Origin of the sequence: Paenibacillus peoriae (assembly GCF_022531965.1) — a bacterium.
Classification (GTDB): domain Bacteria; phylum Bacillota; class Bacilli; order Paenibacillales; family Paenibacillaceae; genus Paenibacillus; species Paenibacillus polymyxa_D.
The window spans coordinates 1,189,717-1,206,138 of record NZ_CP092831.1 but is presented as its reverse complement, the minus strand read 5'-3'; the positions used below and the strand labels follow the sequence as shown (position 1 = coordinate 1,206,138).

At 51.0% G+C, this 16,422-nt stretch carries 12 protein-coding genes; all 12 read right to left on the bottom strand.

What is annotated here, in order from left to right:
• Nucleotides 1-98: 98 nt before the first annotated feature.
• The 12 genes from MLD56_RS05425 to MLD56_RS05370 all read right to left on the bottom strand — a co-directional run bounded on the left by MLD56_RS05425 (nt 99) and on the right by MLD56_RS05370 (nt 16,370).
• Entirely contained in the window at nt 99-3,392 is a 3,294-nt protein-coding gene (locus tag MLD56_RS05425; protein WP_029516059.1) for a DUF5704 domain-containing protein, read from the bottom strand.
• Nucleotides 3,393-3,396: 4 nt separating this feature from the next.
• Nucleotides 3,397-4,347 (bottom strand): stalk domain-containing protein, encoded by a 951-nt coding sequence (locus MLD56_RS05420; protein WP_029516058.1) that lies wholly within the window; start codon nt 4,345-4,347, stop codon nt 3,397-3,399.
• Nucleotides 4,348-4,781: 434 nt separating this feature from the next.
• Complete coding sequence (locus MLD56_RS05415) at nt 4,782-7,094, bottom strand: glycoside hydrolase family 127 protein (RefSeq protein ID WP_080658584.1); 2,313 nt, start codon at nt 7,092-7,094, stop codon at nt 4,782-4,784.
• Between the two features lie 60 nt (nt 7,095-7,154).
• Nucleotides 7,155-8,378 carry an NAD(P)/FAD-dependent oxidoreductase gene (locus MLD56_RS05410; protein ID WP_080710665.1) on the bottom strand — a complete coding sequence of 408 codons (1,224 nt, stop codon included), beginning with the start codon at nt 8,376-8,378 and terminating at the stop codon, nt 7,155-7,157.
• Nucleotides 8,375-8,710 carry a (2Fe-2S)-binding protein gene (locus MLD56_RS05405; RefSeq protein ID WP_029516055.1) on the bottom strand — a complete coding sequence of 112 codons (336 nt, stop codon included), beginning with the start codon at nt 8,708-8,710 and terminating at the stop codon, nt 8,375-8,377. The genes MLD56_RS05410 and MLD56_RS05405 overlap by 4 nt, the downstream gene beginning before the upstream one ends.
• Entirely contained in the window at nt 8,707-9,021 is a 315-nt protein-coding gene (locus MLD56_RS05400) for a (2Fe-2S)-binding protein (RefSeq protein WP_029516054.1), read from the bottom strand. Before MLD56_RS05400 ends, MLD56_RS05405 begins: the two co-directional genes overlap by 4 nt.
• Nucleotides 9,014-10,450, bottom strand: coding sequence for an aldehyde dehydrogenase family protein (locus tag MLD56_RS05395; protein ID WP_029516053.1), 1,437 nt, complete (start codon nt 10,448-10,450; stop codon nt 9,014-9,016). The genes MLD56_RS05400 and MLD56_RS05395 overlap by 8 nt, the downstream gene beginning before the upstream one ends.
• Nucleotides 10,451-10,465: 15 nt before the next feature.
• Nucleotides 10,466-11,353 (bottom strand): dihydrodipicolinate synthase family protein, encoded by an 888-nt coding sequence (locus MLD56_RS05390; protein WP_029516052.1) that lies wholly within the window; start codon nt 11,351-11,353, stop codon nt 10,466-10,468.
• A 63-nt stretch (nt 11,354-11,416) separates the two neighbouring features.
• Nucleotides 11,417-12,418, bottom strand: coding sequence for a 4-hydroxyproline epimerase (locus tag MLD56_RS05385; protein WP_029516051.1), 1,002 nt, complete (start codon nt 12,416-12,418; stop codon nt 11,417-11,419).
• Nucleotides 12,415-13,623 (bottom strand): NAD(P)/FAD-dependent oxidoreductase, encoded by a 1,209-nt coding sequence (locus MLD56_RS05380; protein ID WP_029516050.1) that lies wholly within the window; start codon nt 13,621-13,623, stop codon nt 12,415-12,417. The genes MLD56_RS05385 and MLD56_RS05380 overlap by 4 nt, the downstream gene beginning before the upstream one ends.
• 46 nt (nt 13,624-13,669) lie before the next feature.
• Complete coding sequence (locus MLD56_RS05375; protein ID WP_029516049.1) at nt 13,670-15,193, bottom strand: Ig domain-containing protein; 1,524 nt, start codon at nt 15,191-15,193, stop codon at nt 13,670-13,672.
• A 73-nt stretch (nt 15,194-15,266) separates the two neighbouring features.
• The gene (locus MLD56_RS05370; protein ID WP_049816916.1) at nt 15,267-16,370 is read right to left on the bottom strand and encodes a M24 family metallopeptidase; all 1,104 of its coding nucleotides are present in this window, start codon (nt 16,368-16,370) and stop codon (nt 15,267-15,269) included.
• Nucleotides 16,371-16,422: the final 52 nt, after the last annotated feature.

Here is a 16,422-nt window from a genome sequence, read left to right as displayed (position 1 = left end):
CAAAAGGAAATAAAAAACGGACAGTGGATTGTTCCCATTGTCCGTTTTCGTATTTTTCGCGCTAGTTACGGATTAGGATTCGTCTTGATTACTGCAACCTAGTGAGGGACAAATGAACTGAAATCGTCCCTGCTCGACTGATCCGCATGATAAAATACTACATCCCCGTCCTGTAAATGAAAGGTATGCCCGTACGGGTCCTTTATCTCTCGGCGGTAACCCTCCAGTTGCCACTGGTTCAATAGCGGGCCATTTATATACTGTAAATGCGGATGCTCGGTGTCACCCTGACGCAGTGACTCCAAATTAAAGCGAACGACGATAAAGCCTGTTTTCTTAAATATATCCGTATGCTCGTTAAGCTCCTGACGGCGACTGACCTCGCGCAAATCTGTGCCTTTGGTGACTGCGTACACATCAGCAGGCAGGCTATATTCACCATACCAGCGCTGAATCGACGCATTAGCGCGATCCACATTGACCCCATCCGGCAGGTCTGTCTTCGGACCCATCAAGGTACGCACAGCCGCAGGCAGCACCAGCCAGTCGTAACGTCCAATCCAGGTCTTGCTGCGTGCAATACGGTGGGCATACAGAGAAACATAGCGTTCCAGCGTCGACTGGCTTTGCTGTGCTTCACTCAGCTCATGCTTGTATTGGTAGGCTGCCGTGTCCTGCATTTCCTCCATCGGCACATTGCGCAGCCGTTCATTCAAAATAACATATCGCTTCTCCCGGTCCTCCGCCGATCCCAAACGGATAAATTTCCGGTTGCCGGAGTGTGTATACAGATCCACCTCTCCCCGCTGTCGCCCATCTTTGCTCACCCAATAGAACGATGGCGTGATGCGAATACCGTCCTTGGCGCTAAACATATTGCCTTTGGTTTTGAGATCAAACTTGAAATGATAGCCTGTCTTGACCGACACATTTGCATAACCTTCATGTGGGTGACTGCCGGGACGAATGGGCAAGGTGAATGGCTCCTGGTTCCCTCTCGGTAACCCGTCAATATTGCCAAGCCCCGTCCAATAGGACAGGCCGCTATGCGTCGGGCTCCCTTTTCGTTGCCGAAACACCCGCTCCCAATGGTAATCGGCAATATCCGTGATATGAAAATCATACATCCGTCCGATGACCTCTATATTTACCACATCATTGGCGACATGATGGGCGATATCCGTGTTGGCATGGCGCTGTTCAGTGAACCCGTCCGGTGCATTTTCGGCAATGGTACGGAACTCAACTGTGTAGTTGCCTTCATCTACCCACACGGGAAGATAAAAGTCTGTGTTGAGCTGCAGCACTGGAATGTCGATCCAGGTACCCCGCGGATAAAAATGCGTCTTTCCTTTGTCGTACACATCGAACGGAAAGCGAACCTGCTTGGTTCGTACATATTTGGCATACTCCCGATCACCATATCCGGGAATATCCAAATGTGGTCCCGCTGTTGAAATCGTCACCCGGAAAGGTCGCTCCAAAATAAGTGCGGATCGTCCCTTCGTAGGTTGGGTTTTCTGATTATGAGCAGCATCGTCCGACACTTTAGACAGATTCACTACGGGAGTGTGGACAGTCACCGTATTAATTCCCTGTATCGGGAACGTTTTATCCGCACCTCCATTGATATTTCCTTTGAGAATAGCGTAAGTGATGTCACCGCTGCTGGGCGTATTGGGTTTATTGATCTTATGCTTTTCAATCATATGGCCCGGGCTGTACAGGATATCCAACCCGATTTTTACGGGTTCAGGGATTTTGCCAGGAGTCGGCCCCTTTTCCTTGACACGCTGGTGGTCCATGATCGTTTGACCGTTGAATTTCACAGTATCGTTTTCCACTTCCACGTCTGGTGTAGCCTTCTGGGCCACAGGCTCCAGTGATCTTTGTTCATTGGGCACCTTCGGCATACTCTTGCCGCCATAAATATAAAGTGAACCCCCATCGACGATGCCCGGAGAAGGAGCCGGATAGTATTTTCCGTTGGTCGCTGATTCTACAGACGGCGGCGTGTAATTCCGTGGTGGAATCGTAATACTACCTCCCGGCAGTGCATAGTTACGTAGCTGCGCGTTCTTGATACCGTACACCTCAAGGTTGTCGATCACCCAGTAGGAGTACGGTTTCACAATTTCGTATTTGTAATACTCCACGACCTTCATGTGCCGGGTATCGTTGATATCTTCCCATTCCAGATCATACGTGCGCTTCAGCTTGACGTTGTAGGTGCACTCGCCTTTGAGCTGTTGGTAGGTGTTTTGAAAAAGGTAATTCCGGGCCAGCACGTTTCCGTACAGGCTTTCAGAAGTTGGAATACCCTTGGCTACATCAAAACGTGACGCACCTCGCTGATCGGCTTTAATAACGGCAGATACTGTCGGGTCCAATTCGGCAGTTTCCAAGCGCAGACCTGGAACGGGGCGGGAGCAGACAACACCTTTCGTTGGCTGTTCATGATCTTGGCAATCTGAGGGAGCTCCCTCTTGGCTTTCTCCAGGCTTAGGACAGCCCTGAGCTTCTTTGTAATACAAATAAGCGGTAAACTGCTCAAAAGAACCGTCATAGGTAAATCCGGGTACAATTCCCGGCAAAATATCTCCACTTGGCGGTTTACCTGTCGTGCTTTTCTTATAACCCACATACTCATATTTCGGGTTGGTTGGCGGGGTAAAATCATACGGTTGATCAGCTTTTAGCTCATCCTCTATTGGTGTAAATACGTTGTTAAGTGATTTCCCGTCAGTGGTAAAATGCTTGACGATTAGGTTGCTCTCCAATTCGATCTTGAATAGGATGGGCTGGTAAATGCGGTACGCTTTGACCTCTTTGGCACAGTTCGGACAACTCTCTTCCTTAATGTTTTTAGGTCGAGTTATCGCATCCAGTTTTATATTAACTGTGATTGGAATAGTGGTTGTATCCGTTCCAACCCCCTTTATTTGGTAGGGGAGAATGTCATCTTCCTTCGTGCCATCACTTACATAATCTACATACTCAATGTAATCATCAAACCGAGATTTTGAAAAATACTTTTTATAATCAGGATTACTTTTGTTGACTTCCGCTGCTGGATTATACAGCTTTGCTTCAACGCCCTTAATCTTACGACCGGGGAAATTAAATTTGTACGTGAACTTCGCCTCACCGTGCATACCTTTTCCTGGCTCTTTGCCACCGTTGGTTACCCATTTACCAGCGGTGTTCATCCACATGTCGAAGTACATCATGCCAACAAAGTAGCGAGTATTTTTGTCTGGATAGTAGGATAGCGGTGTGATTTCTTCTGAATCGGCAGCCACCTTATCGGTGGGAAAAGAAAAAGGTGAGAGTTGCAACAAAAGCAGTACCCCCACCAGCAATACGGCCAGAATTCGTTTCGTGTTCTTCATGTGCTTAATTATTCTTCCACGGGTTGACCATCATTGGAATATAACCATCGCCTTGCAAGCGAAATCCAATGTACTGAATGTCTGTTAGCTTGAAAGACTTATAATTTTTAATTCCCTGAAAAAGCCCATCAGCAGACGAATAGATCGGATAATAAATCATTTTTGTACCATCACCATTATCCTGTGTCAGCTCATCCAATGGAGGACGGAGGCGTGCATCCTTGTTCTTGGTCAGGTAGAAAATACTGGCCGCTGTACTCGAACTTGTTTTTACTCTCATCCGTAGGTAAGGAACGCCTTTAGGTGTCGTGTAAGGTTCAACAGAATAAATTTCTCGTAGTAGCTTAGTAGGCAGATCAGATTGTTTGAAAATAACCACTTTCTCGTATGTCGTACCATCAACAACGTTCTTCATGAGGTTGGGAATTGTACTAATCGCCTTCTTATACGGCTCGATACTTACCGTCTTATGCCCCGTATCCTCCAGAGCAGCAATTTCCTTCTTTCCAATCCAGACCCAGCGACTAACTTTATCCCACTCCACCGTTTGTCCCAGACCCTCACTTACCAACCGCAGCGGCACAAAAGTACGGTTTTGCTTCAAAATAATCTTCGTTTCATACGTTTTGGTCTGCCCATCCACGGTAGCGGTGTTTTGACCCACTGTCATGTTAACAGCATGGGCATCATTTTTAATCGACACAGCCAATTGACCGCCTGTTTTCTCCCAGCCTACTTTAGCCCCTAGCGCTTCGGATACAAAACGAATCGGAACCATCACATAATCGTTACTATCCTGAAAAGGTTTAGCATCTGGAAACTGTATTTTTTTCGCGTTTAACAAGACTTCAATGGGCTTGGTGCTGCTTGCCGCCTCCGTCGTTGGAATCGTACTTGTCGCGCCCCATAGCAACGTGACTGCGGTCAAACTCAACATCCATTTTTTCATACTCATCTCTCTATCCCCTTTGTCAGCTTAAACTTTAAACTATGTATATCATCTCTAATTTCATAAACTTATCGCATCCCCACTTTCGGAAAATACTGGATACAACTTATATATTATAGGGTTTCCCTCTTACAAAATCTATAAGAAAAACTTCTAATACAAAGCATTCCAAACAAATAGACTCTATTGAGCAATCCTCCCCCTTAAATCATAGAACTGACTCTTAAAAAAGTTATATTTCTGAAAATCCCAACAAAAAAGGGCTGCCTCTCCCCTATGAAGGAAGAAACAGCCCGTGTGCTTCACGCGCAACAAAACTATGAATATATCAGCTTATACCATCATATGGATTATTCCAGCATCATCCAATATTTCTTACATCATAAATCATACCGGACGAAAAATCAAACGTTACTTTTTCTCACGAAACATTTCAAAGATCATTCATGTATACCTGAACTTCCAGCTTGATAGAGTTGCTCATAGACCATCCTCAGCCCAAAACATCTGCGGATACGCTGTCCCGGCTTGGCTTTGAAGGTCACTGTCGCCTGATCCTTACCCTCCAGATATGCAGCCGGAATAGCGGCATTCACGTTGTAAAATTTATCGGCTTCATCAAAACCTTCACTAAAATGCTCAAGCGGATGACCGTTAATCAAAATATCAAAACCACAGTTTGGCATTTCCAGCGTAGCCGTGTAGGTAATAACCAACAGCATCGGAGCAGATGGATCTGTATTCAAATCAAAAGAAAACCAGCCGTCAATTCCCGCATTCCGATAAGGTCGGTTATTCACATATCCAGTGCGAGTCGAAGCATCTCCCTGGAAGTTATGATTCCGCTCCGGCTGCATTTCTCCGGGTTGGGCAAAATCAATCGTACACTGCTCCAGAATCGCCAGCTTTTCGCGTGCCGCTGTGTATTCCTGTTCCGCCTCCTGCCACGCTTCCTTCGTAAAAATATCCCAATATACGGAATACGTACGATCATGCATTTTATACAGAGGAGACAATTCCACATCCCGAGGATGCCCTGCATTCAAGGTACGGAACGTATTCGTCTTATCCTCTACAGACTGTATCCAGGCATCCAGCTTTTCCGTTTGAGGGATAAATACCGGTGTATAGAGGAAATCCTTGGCTTTAGGATCTTCTAAGGGTCCAAGGTCGCCTGCCAGCACCAACGGTCCATACATAACAGCCGCCCGATCCGGATTATCCGGCATCTGCTCCAGCCTCAGCGACATCGGAATCGTCACCTCTACAACATCCCCGTCAATCCACGTTCTGGCGATAGAGATGAAGCTGCCCGGTTCCGATACAACCGACTGTTCTTTGCCATTTACACGAATGGTAATTCCTTTTTCAGCCCAATATGGATAGCGGATGAGTAGCGTAAATGAGGCAGGTTGATCGCATTGAATCTCCAGCGTCGTATGATCTGTATCTGGATAGGAAGTGTTTTGTTTTAGCGTAACGCCTCTGTCCTTCCATTCCAGCGTGGAAGCAATGAACTGATTGACATACAGCTTATCGTGATCGTGAAAATAAATACCGCTGCCGTAGCTCGCATGGTTTTCCATCCCTGTGCCGACACAGCACGTAAAATCATCAAATTTGCTTTCAAAATGCTTGTGCCCACCCATGGCCAGTGACAGAAAATACGTAACGCCCCCGTGAACCGGGTCCTGCGAGGCCAAAATATGATTGAATAGACCTCGCTCATAAAAGTCGGCTTCCTTGGCGGAAACATTCCATTGAAACAGATGATTTGTCAGCTTGAGCATGTTATAGGTGTTGCACGTCTCCGTCGTATGCGGTCCGATGCGATCATTCAAGCCATCCGGCGCTCCAAAATATTCTCCAAAGCTATTCCCGCCAATGACATACGAATGATGATCCACCACCCGCTCCCAAAAAAACTCCACCGTCTCCCGACGCTTCGTATCATTCGTGAGCTCATATTCCTTGGCAAGCCCGATCAGCTTCGGAATCTGTGTATTGGCATGAATACCCTGTAAGCAATCCTCCTGTGAGCTAAGCGGGTCCAGCACTAGCTTGTGCCAGAAGCATTCAGCCAGCCGCAAGTAGCGCTCTTCCCCGGTATCCGCATACAAATCCGCCAATACCTCATTCATGCCTCCATATTCGCAAAACATCATCTGCTGCATCTGCTCATCGCTCATCGGCTGCAAAATTCCTTCGAGCCAGTCCGCCAGTTTGCGCTCTACACCTAATGCCTTGTCACAGCCTGTCAAATGATACGCATCACGCAGACCAGCGAACAACTTGTGTAGTGTATACAAAGGAGCCCAGGCACCGTTCAGGTCAAAGCCCTTCGAACGAATATTTCCAGCAGACACCTCTTCAAAAAGTTCCTTTCCCCTTGGAATACCGGATACATATCCGTCACCATGCGCCGCCTGGCAAACATCCAGTTCATCCGTAATGTAATGTGCAATTTCCTTAAAACGCTCATCGCCGGTCGAAGCAAACATCATGGAGCAAGCGGACAAATAATGTCCCAGTGTATGACCGGAAATAGTCATCGCTTCCCAGCCTTCATATTGAGGCGCTTTGGGCGCAAGTCCGGCATATTCCCGAAAACGCGCCAGCAGACGATCAGGCTCAAGCTCCAACAGATAAGATCGGTTCAGCTCCATCGCCTGTTTGAAGGGACCTTCAGCCAATACCACCTCGTTCAGTGCGAACGGCCTTGCTTTCATATGAGCCTTTGCTTTAAGAGTCATCTTCCGTACCTCCTTTAAGACAAATTTGGGGTAAAAACGCATATTCAACATAACGAGCCGTTACGCGCCACTGCCAGAGGTTTGCCCCCACTGCTGGTACAGCTGCGTTCTCGCCTCTGTAATGCCGGGATGAAACTGAATCAGCGCATGATTACGTGCAAAATGGACCTCACGGATCGCCTCCTGCACCCGCTGTTCCCCGCCTGCTCCACCGAGTCCAGCGGCATGCAGCATGGAAGCGGCGGCTAATCGACCTTGAGCCATCGCGACCAGCCCGCTTTCGATGCCGGTAATATTGCCGGCAACGTACAGCCCTTTGAGCGAGGTTTCCATTCGCTCACCGTGCAGTGGAACATGCCCGCCTAGCTCAGGGCTGTACACGAATTTGCACCCAGCTACCGCCGCCAGCTCAGCGAGCGGGTACAAGCCGCCGCTGAGCGCCACGAAGTCGGCGGGTTCGACGCGCTCGCTGCCAGGGATAGGCGAGCCGTCCGGTTTGACGTGGACCAGGGTCACGGATTCGACCCGGTCCTGCCCGTTGACGGACAGCACCGCCGTCCGCAACCGGATCGGGATATCCCACAGACGGAAGCCTCTGTGGGGATAGCAGCACGCGATGAGTTTCTCCATCCGCATCGCCGCTGCCAGCCTGCCGCCTGCACGCATCCAGGCGGCAGGAGCTAGCCCCGACAGCTGAAGCAGCAGCTTCGCGGAGGCTGTCGGATCTGCCGCCGCACCAGCCAGCGGATTAGCGCACGGCAGTGTAATTGCCGCCACCTTCACCCCGGCGACAGACAGCTCGCGGGCAATCGCCATCGACAATACGTTCATGCCTACGATGATGCCGCGTTCCCCCGGCTTAACGTAATGAACATTAGTCATTACTTGTGCGGCCCCGATAGACATGACGCCCGGTAACGTCCAGCCATCCAGCGGAACGGGAATTTCGGCAGCTCCAGTCGCTAGCAATACGTAATCCGCAGTGAACAATCCACAGGAAGTGGAAATTTCCCACGTTGTTGTATATTCCATACCATGCACGGAAACGCCGCAGCGAATGTCCACCCCAAGCTCCCCGCAACGGGTAATCAGCTCATCCGAAACGTGTTTTCCAACCCACCAGCCTTGACTGCCTTCCTCATGATATTGCCCGGGCATACGTCCACCCGGCTCTGTAAACTCATCCAGTACCGTGACTGGCAATCCTTGCTCAGCAGCCGATACCGCTGCGGACAATCCGGCGGGACCCGCCCCAATGACGATAAGATGCGCCATTTCATTCATGTCACAATTCTCCCTGTGATTTCATTCGAAAGCTGCCGCCCGGTTTCCACCACCATACCTTCTTCCAGCTTGGTCAGGCAGGAACGGACGGTACCGAACGGATGAACCGTCAGGCGGCATTCGTTACAATGCCCAATGGCGCAGTATACGCCTCTGGCCGTACCGGATTCCTCATGCCTTCTCAGCAAACGGACACCGCTGGCCAGCAGCGCTGCTGCCAATGGTTCTCCAGCCAATCCCTGCATGGGACGACCGTCAAAAAAGAAAGATACCTGCCGCCGCTCCGGCTTTGGTCCCAAAATAGGATGATTTACAATACGCGTGCGGCTCATAAAGAACCTCCCTCTGCCAGCTGCCCGAACGTTACGGGACGCACTGGTGGCCTTTGCGATAACAGCTCCGCCTCCCGGCGGGCAGCAGGAACCTGATTGTAAAACCATGACTCCACCAATTGTCGGCATACCCTACCCTGACATGCCCCCATCGTCACCCGCGTAGCCATTTTAAGCTGGCGCACGGTGTCCATACCCATGCGGCAAGCCTGCTCCATCTGTGCGATACTCACTTCTTCACAGCGACATATGAGCAAATGACCTGATGCGCTCCCCACCGTCTCACTTCGTCCCGTCACCCGCTTACTCATAGCTGATCGCACAGGTTTTAATCGCTGAATAAAAATCCAGCGCCGCCTGGCCCTGTTCCCGGGTATGTGAACTGGATTGCTTCAGACCGCCAAACGGAGCCTGGTATTCCACACCAGCCGTCTCCTGATTAACCCGAACCATACCGGCGTTCGCCTCATCCAGAAACCGATGAGCCAACCGCAAATCGCGGGTGAATAGAGAGGCGCTTAATCCATAAATAGAATCATTGCACAGTCGAATTGCATCCTCGAAGTCGTCCGCTTGCACGACCCCCAACACAGGTCCAAAAATCTCCTCCTGAATCAACGGATGGGATGAATTGAGTCCAGTCGCCACCAGTGGACGCACATAATATCCGTTCTCTGTCCCGGCGGCGGCTCCACCTTCGGCCAAAATGTGAGCTTCCCGACGTGCGAGTGATACATAGGACATGACCTTCTCGTATTGACCTGCGGATGCCACAGGTCCAAGATACGCACCGGGGTCAAGCGCCGGAGCGATCTGTATTTTTTCCACCGCTTGGCGTAAGGCTTCCGTGAACGTCTCATAGACAGACTGTTCCACGATCACCCGGCTGGTGGCCGTGCATTTCTGCCCGGCTGAACGTAAAGCTCCGCTGATAATCATCGCCACCGCCTGTGCTACATCCGCGTCTTTCAGCACAATGGCGGCATTTTTACCTCCCATCTCGGTCTGGTATTTCATGTTACGGCGCGCGCATCGCTCGGCAATGCCCAAACCTGTAGCGGTGGAACCCGTGAAGCTGACCGCATCTAGTACCGGAAGCTCCAATAAGGCATCGCCAATACGGTTCCCCTGCCCAATGACTAAGTTCAGTACGCCGGGCGGAAACTGCACCGCCTCGAATAGCTCGGCGACCCGTACTGCAGTTAATGAAGCATGTTCGGCAGGCTTCCAGATGACCGTGTTTCCGCACAAAAGTGCAGGGGCGATTTTCCATAGCGGAATAGCTACCGGAAAATTCCACGGCGTAATGACAGCCGTTACACCTAGCGGAATGCGCTTCGTGTATTGGAGCACTCCCGGCTCATTCGAAGGAATGACTGTACCGATGGAACGTACGCCTTCTGCCGCATAGTAGCGGAGCAGATGGACACCTCGCATGACCTCTCCGCGCATCTCGGTAATCGGCTTGCCCATCTCACGGCTGGCCAGTTCAGCTAATTCAGGTAATGCTGCTTCTAGTAACCCGGCTGCTTTGAACAGATAACCTCCCCGCGCTGCGGGACTTAAAGCAGCCCAGCCCGCCTGAGCCAGCCGTGCCGCATCCCCGGCCTGTGTAATATCGCCCGTTTCTGAAAAATGGACGACTCCCACCTCCTCCTTCAAGTCCGAAGGATTGTGAACCACCAATTCCTCGCCGGAAGGGCTCAGCCACTCACCACCGATCCAATTTCGGCTCTCCATCATCTTCACCTCCATTCAGGATGAAACCCCGCTCGGACGAACCGCCACCTCAAATGCTTCGCGAATGCGGTCATAATCCGCCTGCGGCAGCGCAAGTCTGGGCGGACGTGTCGGACCGACCGGAAATCCAGCCAGCTCCATCATATATTTGATGGACTGTACCAATTGCGGGCTGGCATCATAGTGGAACAGCGGCAGCAGCCTGCGATACAACGCGGACGCTTCTGCCATATTTCCCGCCTGTGCAAGTCGGAACAGCTCTACCCCTTCCTTGGGCAACGCATTAGGCACCCCCGAAATCCAGCCTGTCGCGCCGAACAATGCCCCCTCCATCGCCAGATTATCTACTCCGACCATGACCTCCAGCTCTGTCTGGTCCAAAATAGCGTGAATACGCCGTACATCACCGGAAAATTCCTTGACTGCTACGATATTTTCAATTCGCGACAAGTCCGCAAGAATATCTGGAGTCAAGTCAACCTTGTAATCATGGGGGTTGTTATACGCAATGATTGGCAAGCCCACCTCTGACAATGCTTCATAATGGGCCGTTACCTCGTGAGGCAGTGGATTATAATTAATGGGTGGCAATGCCATGACACCCGCAGCCCCGGCATCCTTCGCATGCTGAATCCAATGCACCGCCTGTTTGGTGGACGGAGCTGCCGAGCCGACAACAACCGGAACACGCCCTGCCGCAGCGTCAATTACGGTATGCACAACCTGCGACCGTTCCTCCGGGGATAAAGCCGCATATTCTCCCAGCGATCCCGTAGGAACCAGTCCGCTAATGCCGCTTGCAATCAGATGCTCGCACAGCTCGGTCAGACGCTTATGGTCTACCTCCAGTTCTGCCGTAAATGGTGTAACCAAGGCCACATATACACCTTCAAAACGTGCCATATGCTTACCAACCCTTTCCGATCTTTATTTTCATATTCAGCATTCGGGAATGATGTAAAATGCTCACATCAGCAAAAAACCTTCTTTAAGCGGGTCCTCAGGATCCAACACAAATTGATGATGTCCCGTCACCCAAGCCGAGCCTGTAATTTGTGGGATGACTGCCGGATAAGGACCGATCTGCGTCTCCCCCACGATTTCAGCCCGAAACATGGAACCTGTGATGCTTTCATGTACAAACGGCTCATTGAAGTCCAGTTTTCCCTTGGCGTGCAACACCGCTACCTTGGCCGAGGTTCCTGTGCCACAAGGAGAACGATCGATACCTCCCGGTGGGATGACAACGACATTGCGGCAATCGGCCTGTGGAGCCACAGGCTCCCCGTAAAATTCAATATGTGTCAATCCTTGAATAACCGGATTTTCAGGATGCACGACCTCAACAACCGCATTCACTGCCTCCCGAATCTGCACCGCTGTTCGTACAATTTTTGCCCCATGGCTCTGCTCCAGTGCAAGACCGATGGAAGCCGCCTCTACAATGCCGTAAAAGTTGCCTCCATACGCAATATCCAGCGTGACTTGCCCGATGCCCTCTACCTGAATCTCCACTTCACGGCGGTACACAAAAGAAGGGATGTTTGTGAACGCTACTTGTCGCACCTTGCCCGCATCCACCTCCAGTTGCACTTGAACCAGGCCTGCCGGAGTGTCCAGCAATATTGCTTTTTTATCCGCAGCAATCAGTCCGCCCTCCATCAGCGCCGTACATACTCCAATCGTATCGTGACCGCACATCGGTAAATAGCCACCGGTCTCTATAAAGACCACACCAATATCTGCATCAGGATGACAAGGTTCTGTTAAAATGCAGCCTGACATCACCTCATGACCACGCGGCTCGAACATCAGCAAACGGCGAAAATCATCATGATGTGCTGCCATATAAGTCATTTTTTCCAGCATCGTACGACCTACCAGTTTAGGCGCGCCGTGGATGACTGTCCGCGTCGGATTGCCTCCCGTATGGGTATCAATCGTAGTAATTCTGCCCGCTACGCTCATCCGGTTACCTCCCCGTGAACCTCGTGGTTGGTAAAAACCTCTCCAAATCGGTCATATCGCAGCGGCTCCACCGGAATGCAAGTGGGTTCGCCGCGTACCATTTCGGTCACCAGCTTACCCGTAACCGCCGCAAGACTAATGCCATCCCCCTCATGGCCAGAAGCGATAAACAGCCCCGGTACTTCGTCCACCGCTGATACAATTGGCAAATGATCAGGTGTCCATGGACGTAAGCCAGTATACGCCCGCATCAGCGGTACATTGGCTAAAGCAGGAAAAAAACGAATGGCTCTGCGGGCGATTAAGCGAATCACCTGCTGATCGACACGTGTGTCCATACCGACAAACTGACGGCTGCTGCCGATCAGAATGTTTTGAGATGCGGTTGGCTCGAATACCAACGCGACACCGTATTTTTCATAAAGCTCATCCACACACCGCTGACCGCCAAACTTGCTCATCAGATAGCCGAACTCCATTACCTTGCGGTTCCCAATGGAAGGCATTCGGGCAGACACCAGTATATGTCCTTTGCGCGGCATGATCGGAAGGTCCAAACCGAGTGAATGACCGATGCTGCGTGTCCACACACCTGCCGCCAATACCACTGCACCTGCATGGATAACGCCATTAGGCGTCTCCACCCCGCGGACGTTCCCCCTTTCGTCCTGAAGGATGGACTGTATCGGCATGCGCGGTAATAACTTGGCTCCCATTCGACGCGCGGCCTCGGCCAGTGCATACGTCATCAACACCGGATTCACAGTGGAATCTGTCGCGCACTCCAGTCCGCCCGGCAAATCTTTCGCTAAATGCGGCCATTCCTGTCGCAAATCCTGCTGATCCAGCATGCGAAACGGAAGTCCTTCCTGCTGCTGACGGGTTACCCACTGCTCAGCCGCTTGCATCTCCTGATCGTTTTCACAGACCAGAATACTGCCAGGCGCACGATACTCAAACTCATCCTCCAGTTCCCTAGCCAGCTCTGCCACGAGTTCCTGCGATACCAACGACATTCGACTGTCAAACCCGGGCTCTTTATCAATTGCCAATATATTGCCATCACAACGGGACGAAGTGCCTCCAGCAATCTCCCCTCGCTCAGCCAGCACGACCTTCATACCGGACTTAGCCGCATAATAAGCAATGGCTGTACCGATGATTCCGCCGCCTACAATGACCAGATCCGCGGCATCATGTTTCATTCGCTTCCCTCCCTTCGACCGTTTTAATCTGCTTGTGAGGTATTATTTACAGCTTGAGCGTAAAGCTTTGTGTCACAGGCTTGCTCAGCTCATCATAATCCCGCAGCTGTACGGTGAACGTATACGTCTTGTTGCCTGCTCCGCTGTCTGCTGTTCCGCTAATCGTTCCTGTAAAACGGTCCAGTGTCAACCCTGCGGGCAGTTGACCGCCTGTCACCGTCCAATCGTAAAACGGAACCCCTCCCTTGGCCTCCAGCTTAGCCGTGTACGCTTTGCCTTTGACGGGTGCTGGCAATTCCTTCGTCATGATTTCTGGCGCGAGGAAAGGAGTCAGGTCCTTACGCAGCGGCCAGCCCGCTTTTTCTGCTACCAGTAGCGAAAGCTTCGTGTTCATCCAGCGCCGGGTCGGGAACAGATGGCGCCAGCCTCCATTTTGTCCACTCAATCTGTCGACTTCTGCAAGCTCTCCAGATAGATGATAGCTGTCATCCAATGCAGCCGGTCTGTGCTGATAAGCCATAATATCAGGGTCATTGCCCGCCGCTTCCTTCAACGCTCTGACACCCGGGAATGTGTCGCTGAACACAATCGCATGACCGAATTCATGCATGATCAGCCCATGCACATCCGTCACCTTGGACAGATCGGATTGATACCATTCTTCATCGTCCACGGATGTGAATGGAATCGCATCATCATAGAAATCCAGAATCAAGCTATAGGAACGGTTCAGGTTCCCCGGGACGGTCACACCGTTACGTGTATGATAATTGCCGTTTGTGGCCGGAAAGCCCGTAGAATACGGCCCGTTCAGCCCTCTCATAAACACCCACATGCCTTTGTAGGGCTTATCATTTGTCACCTGTATTTCATTTTGCCAGTCGTCTCCTGGCAGATGGTTTACCTCCGCTTTGGCAGGAACCTCATCGAAAGGAGCCAGATCAAAGAAATAGAACCAGTCCTTTACCGCCAGCTCTGCGGCTTTTTTGGTAGCTGCATCATTGAAATAAGGCTTGATCGTATCGAATCTGTAGTCAAAATGGAGAGGAACTGTGGGCTCTTTATTATCGTCCTGATCCAACACGCGAATCGGAATGGACTGAGCGGTCGTGTGACCATCATTTCCAGCAACAGACATAGACAGCGTGTAATTCTCTATTTCACCGTTTCCTCCAATCCGGTCAGGATGGATGGCTAGCCGAAAATCTTTTTCCTCCTGTGCATTGGCAAAAGTCAACGTTTTGCTTGCTCCTTGTGCCGACAACGTACTTGGCAGATCCATCATCAGCCGGGACGTGCCCCGCGCATTCAGCGTAACCGTCACCGGAAAAGCAGCATCCACTGGCGGCTTCACTTTTAGCTTTACATACGGGTTCGCCAGATATCCTTGCCAATCAACCAGATCTATACCATAATCGTTCACCGTCCGGCTAAAAATGTCGACGACTTTTACACCCGATTTTGCCTCGGCATAAGCCTGTTGACCCGGAATAGCTGGTGTCAAAGCTACAATGAGAGAAGCCGTCAGCGCAGTCAGCCATATTTTGGTGTGTCTTTTATGCGTGTTCATTTGATCCCCTCCATCTCATTTTTGAATGACTTACAAACTAAACTATGATAGTTACCTATAGCGCCACTGCGTTTTATAACAAAAGCAGCTCCTTAGGGGAAGAGGTCAGTACCTTGACACCGACATCTGTGATCAGCACATCGTCCTCAATCCGAACTCCGCCAAAGCCTGGAATATAAATGCCTGGTTCCACAGTAAGGACATGACCCGGCACGAGCACCGACTTACTTTCGCGGGAAAGCCGTACCTGCTCATGAATCTCCAAGCCAAAGCCGTGGCCCAGCCCGTGACCAAACTGCTCCCCATAGCCATAGGAGGCAATCACATCCCGCCCCAGACTGTCTCCCTCCCGACCGCTCATGCCAGGGCGAAGTCCAGCAATCGTCGTCATATTCGCTTCCAGCACAATAGCATACAGTTCCTCGTGCCGCTCCGACGGATTGCCGACGAATACGGTACGCGTGATATCGGATAGATAGCCACGCACATTTGCGCCAAAATCCATTGTGACAAACTCGTTCTGACCAATTTCCTTGTCACTGGCCAGTCCGTGCGGCAATGCCGAGCGCTCACCCGAAGCGACAATGAACGCAAAACCGCCTGATTCCGCGCCTGCGAGCCGAAGCTGATATTCCAGTTCCGCCGCAATCCGCCGCTCTGTGACCCCAGGCTGAATATAATTCAGCACCTCCGTAAAGGCAGCATCGGTAATACGCGTTGCCTCACTTATGGTCCGAATCTCTTCTTCGTCTTTCACATCGCGCAGCCGTTCAATTACATCCTCCGTTTGCACGTACTCCAACGAGCCCAGCGCGGCTTGAAGCTGTCCCGACTGTTGAAGTGAGACATGCCTGCTCTCCAAACCCAGTCTACGAACCCCCAACTTACTTGTGAGATCAGCGATGGTCTGGAAGATTTGCGACTCATGCCGAATCACTGAATATTCCACTGCCTGATCTGTTGCCTGCATCATATAGCGGAAATCCGTCACTAAAAAAGCCTCTTCTTGCGTAACAAGCACAATTCCCGCAGAGCCTGTAAATCCGGTCATATATCTTCGATTGGGCCCATGTGTAATAAGCAGTGCATCTATCCCTAGAGCCGTGAATTTCGAGCGTAACCGGGCCAGTCTGCCAGGAACACCCTGTAACGGTTTTGTCTTCTGACTGTCTTCCACTTTCACTCGTACGCCTCCTTATTTCCCATCTCTTTTCAAGGCATATGCCTTA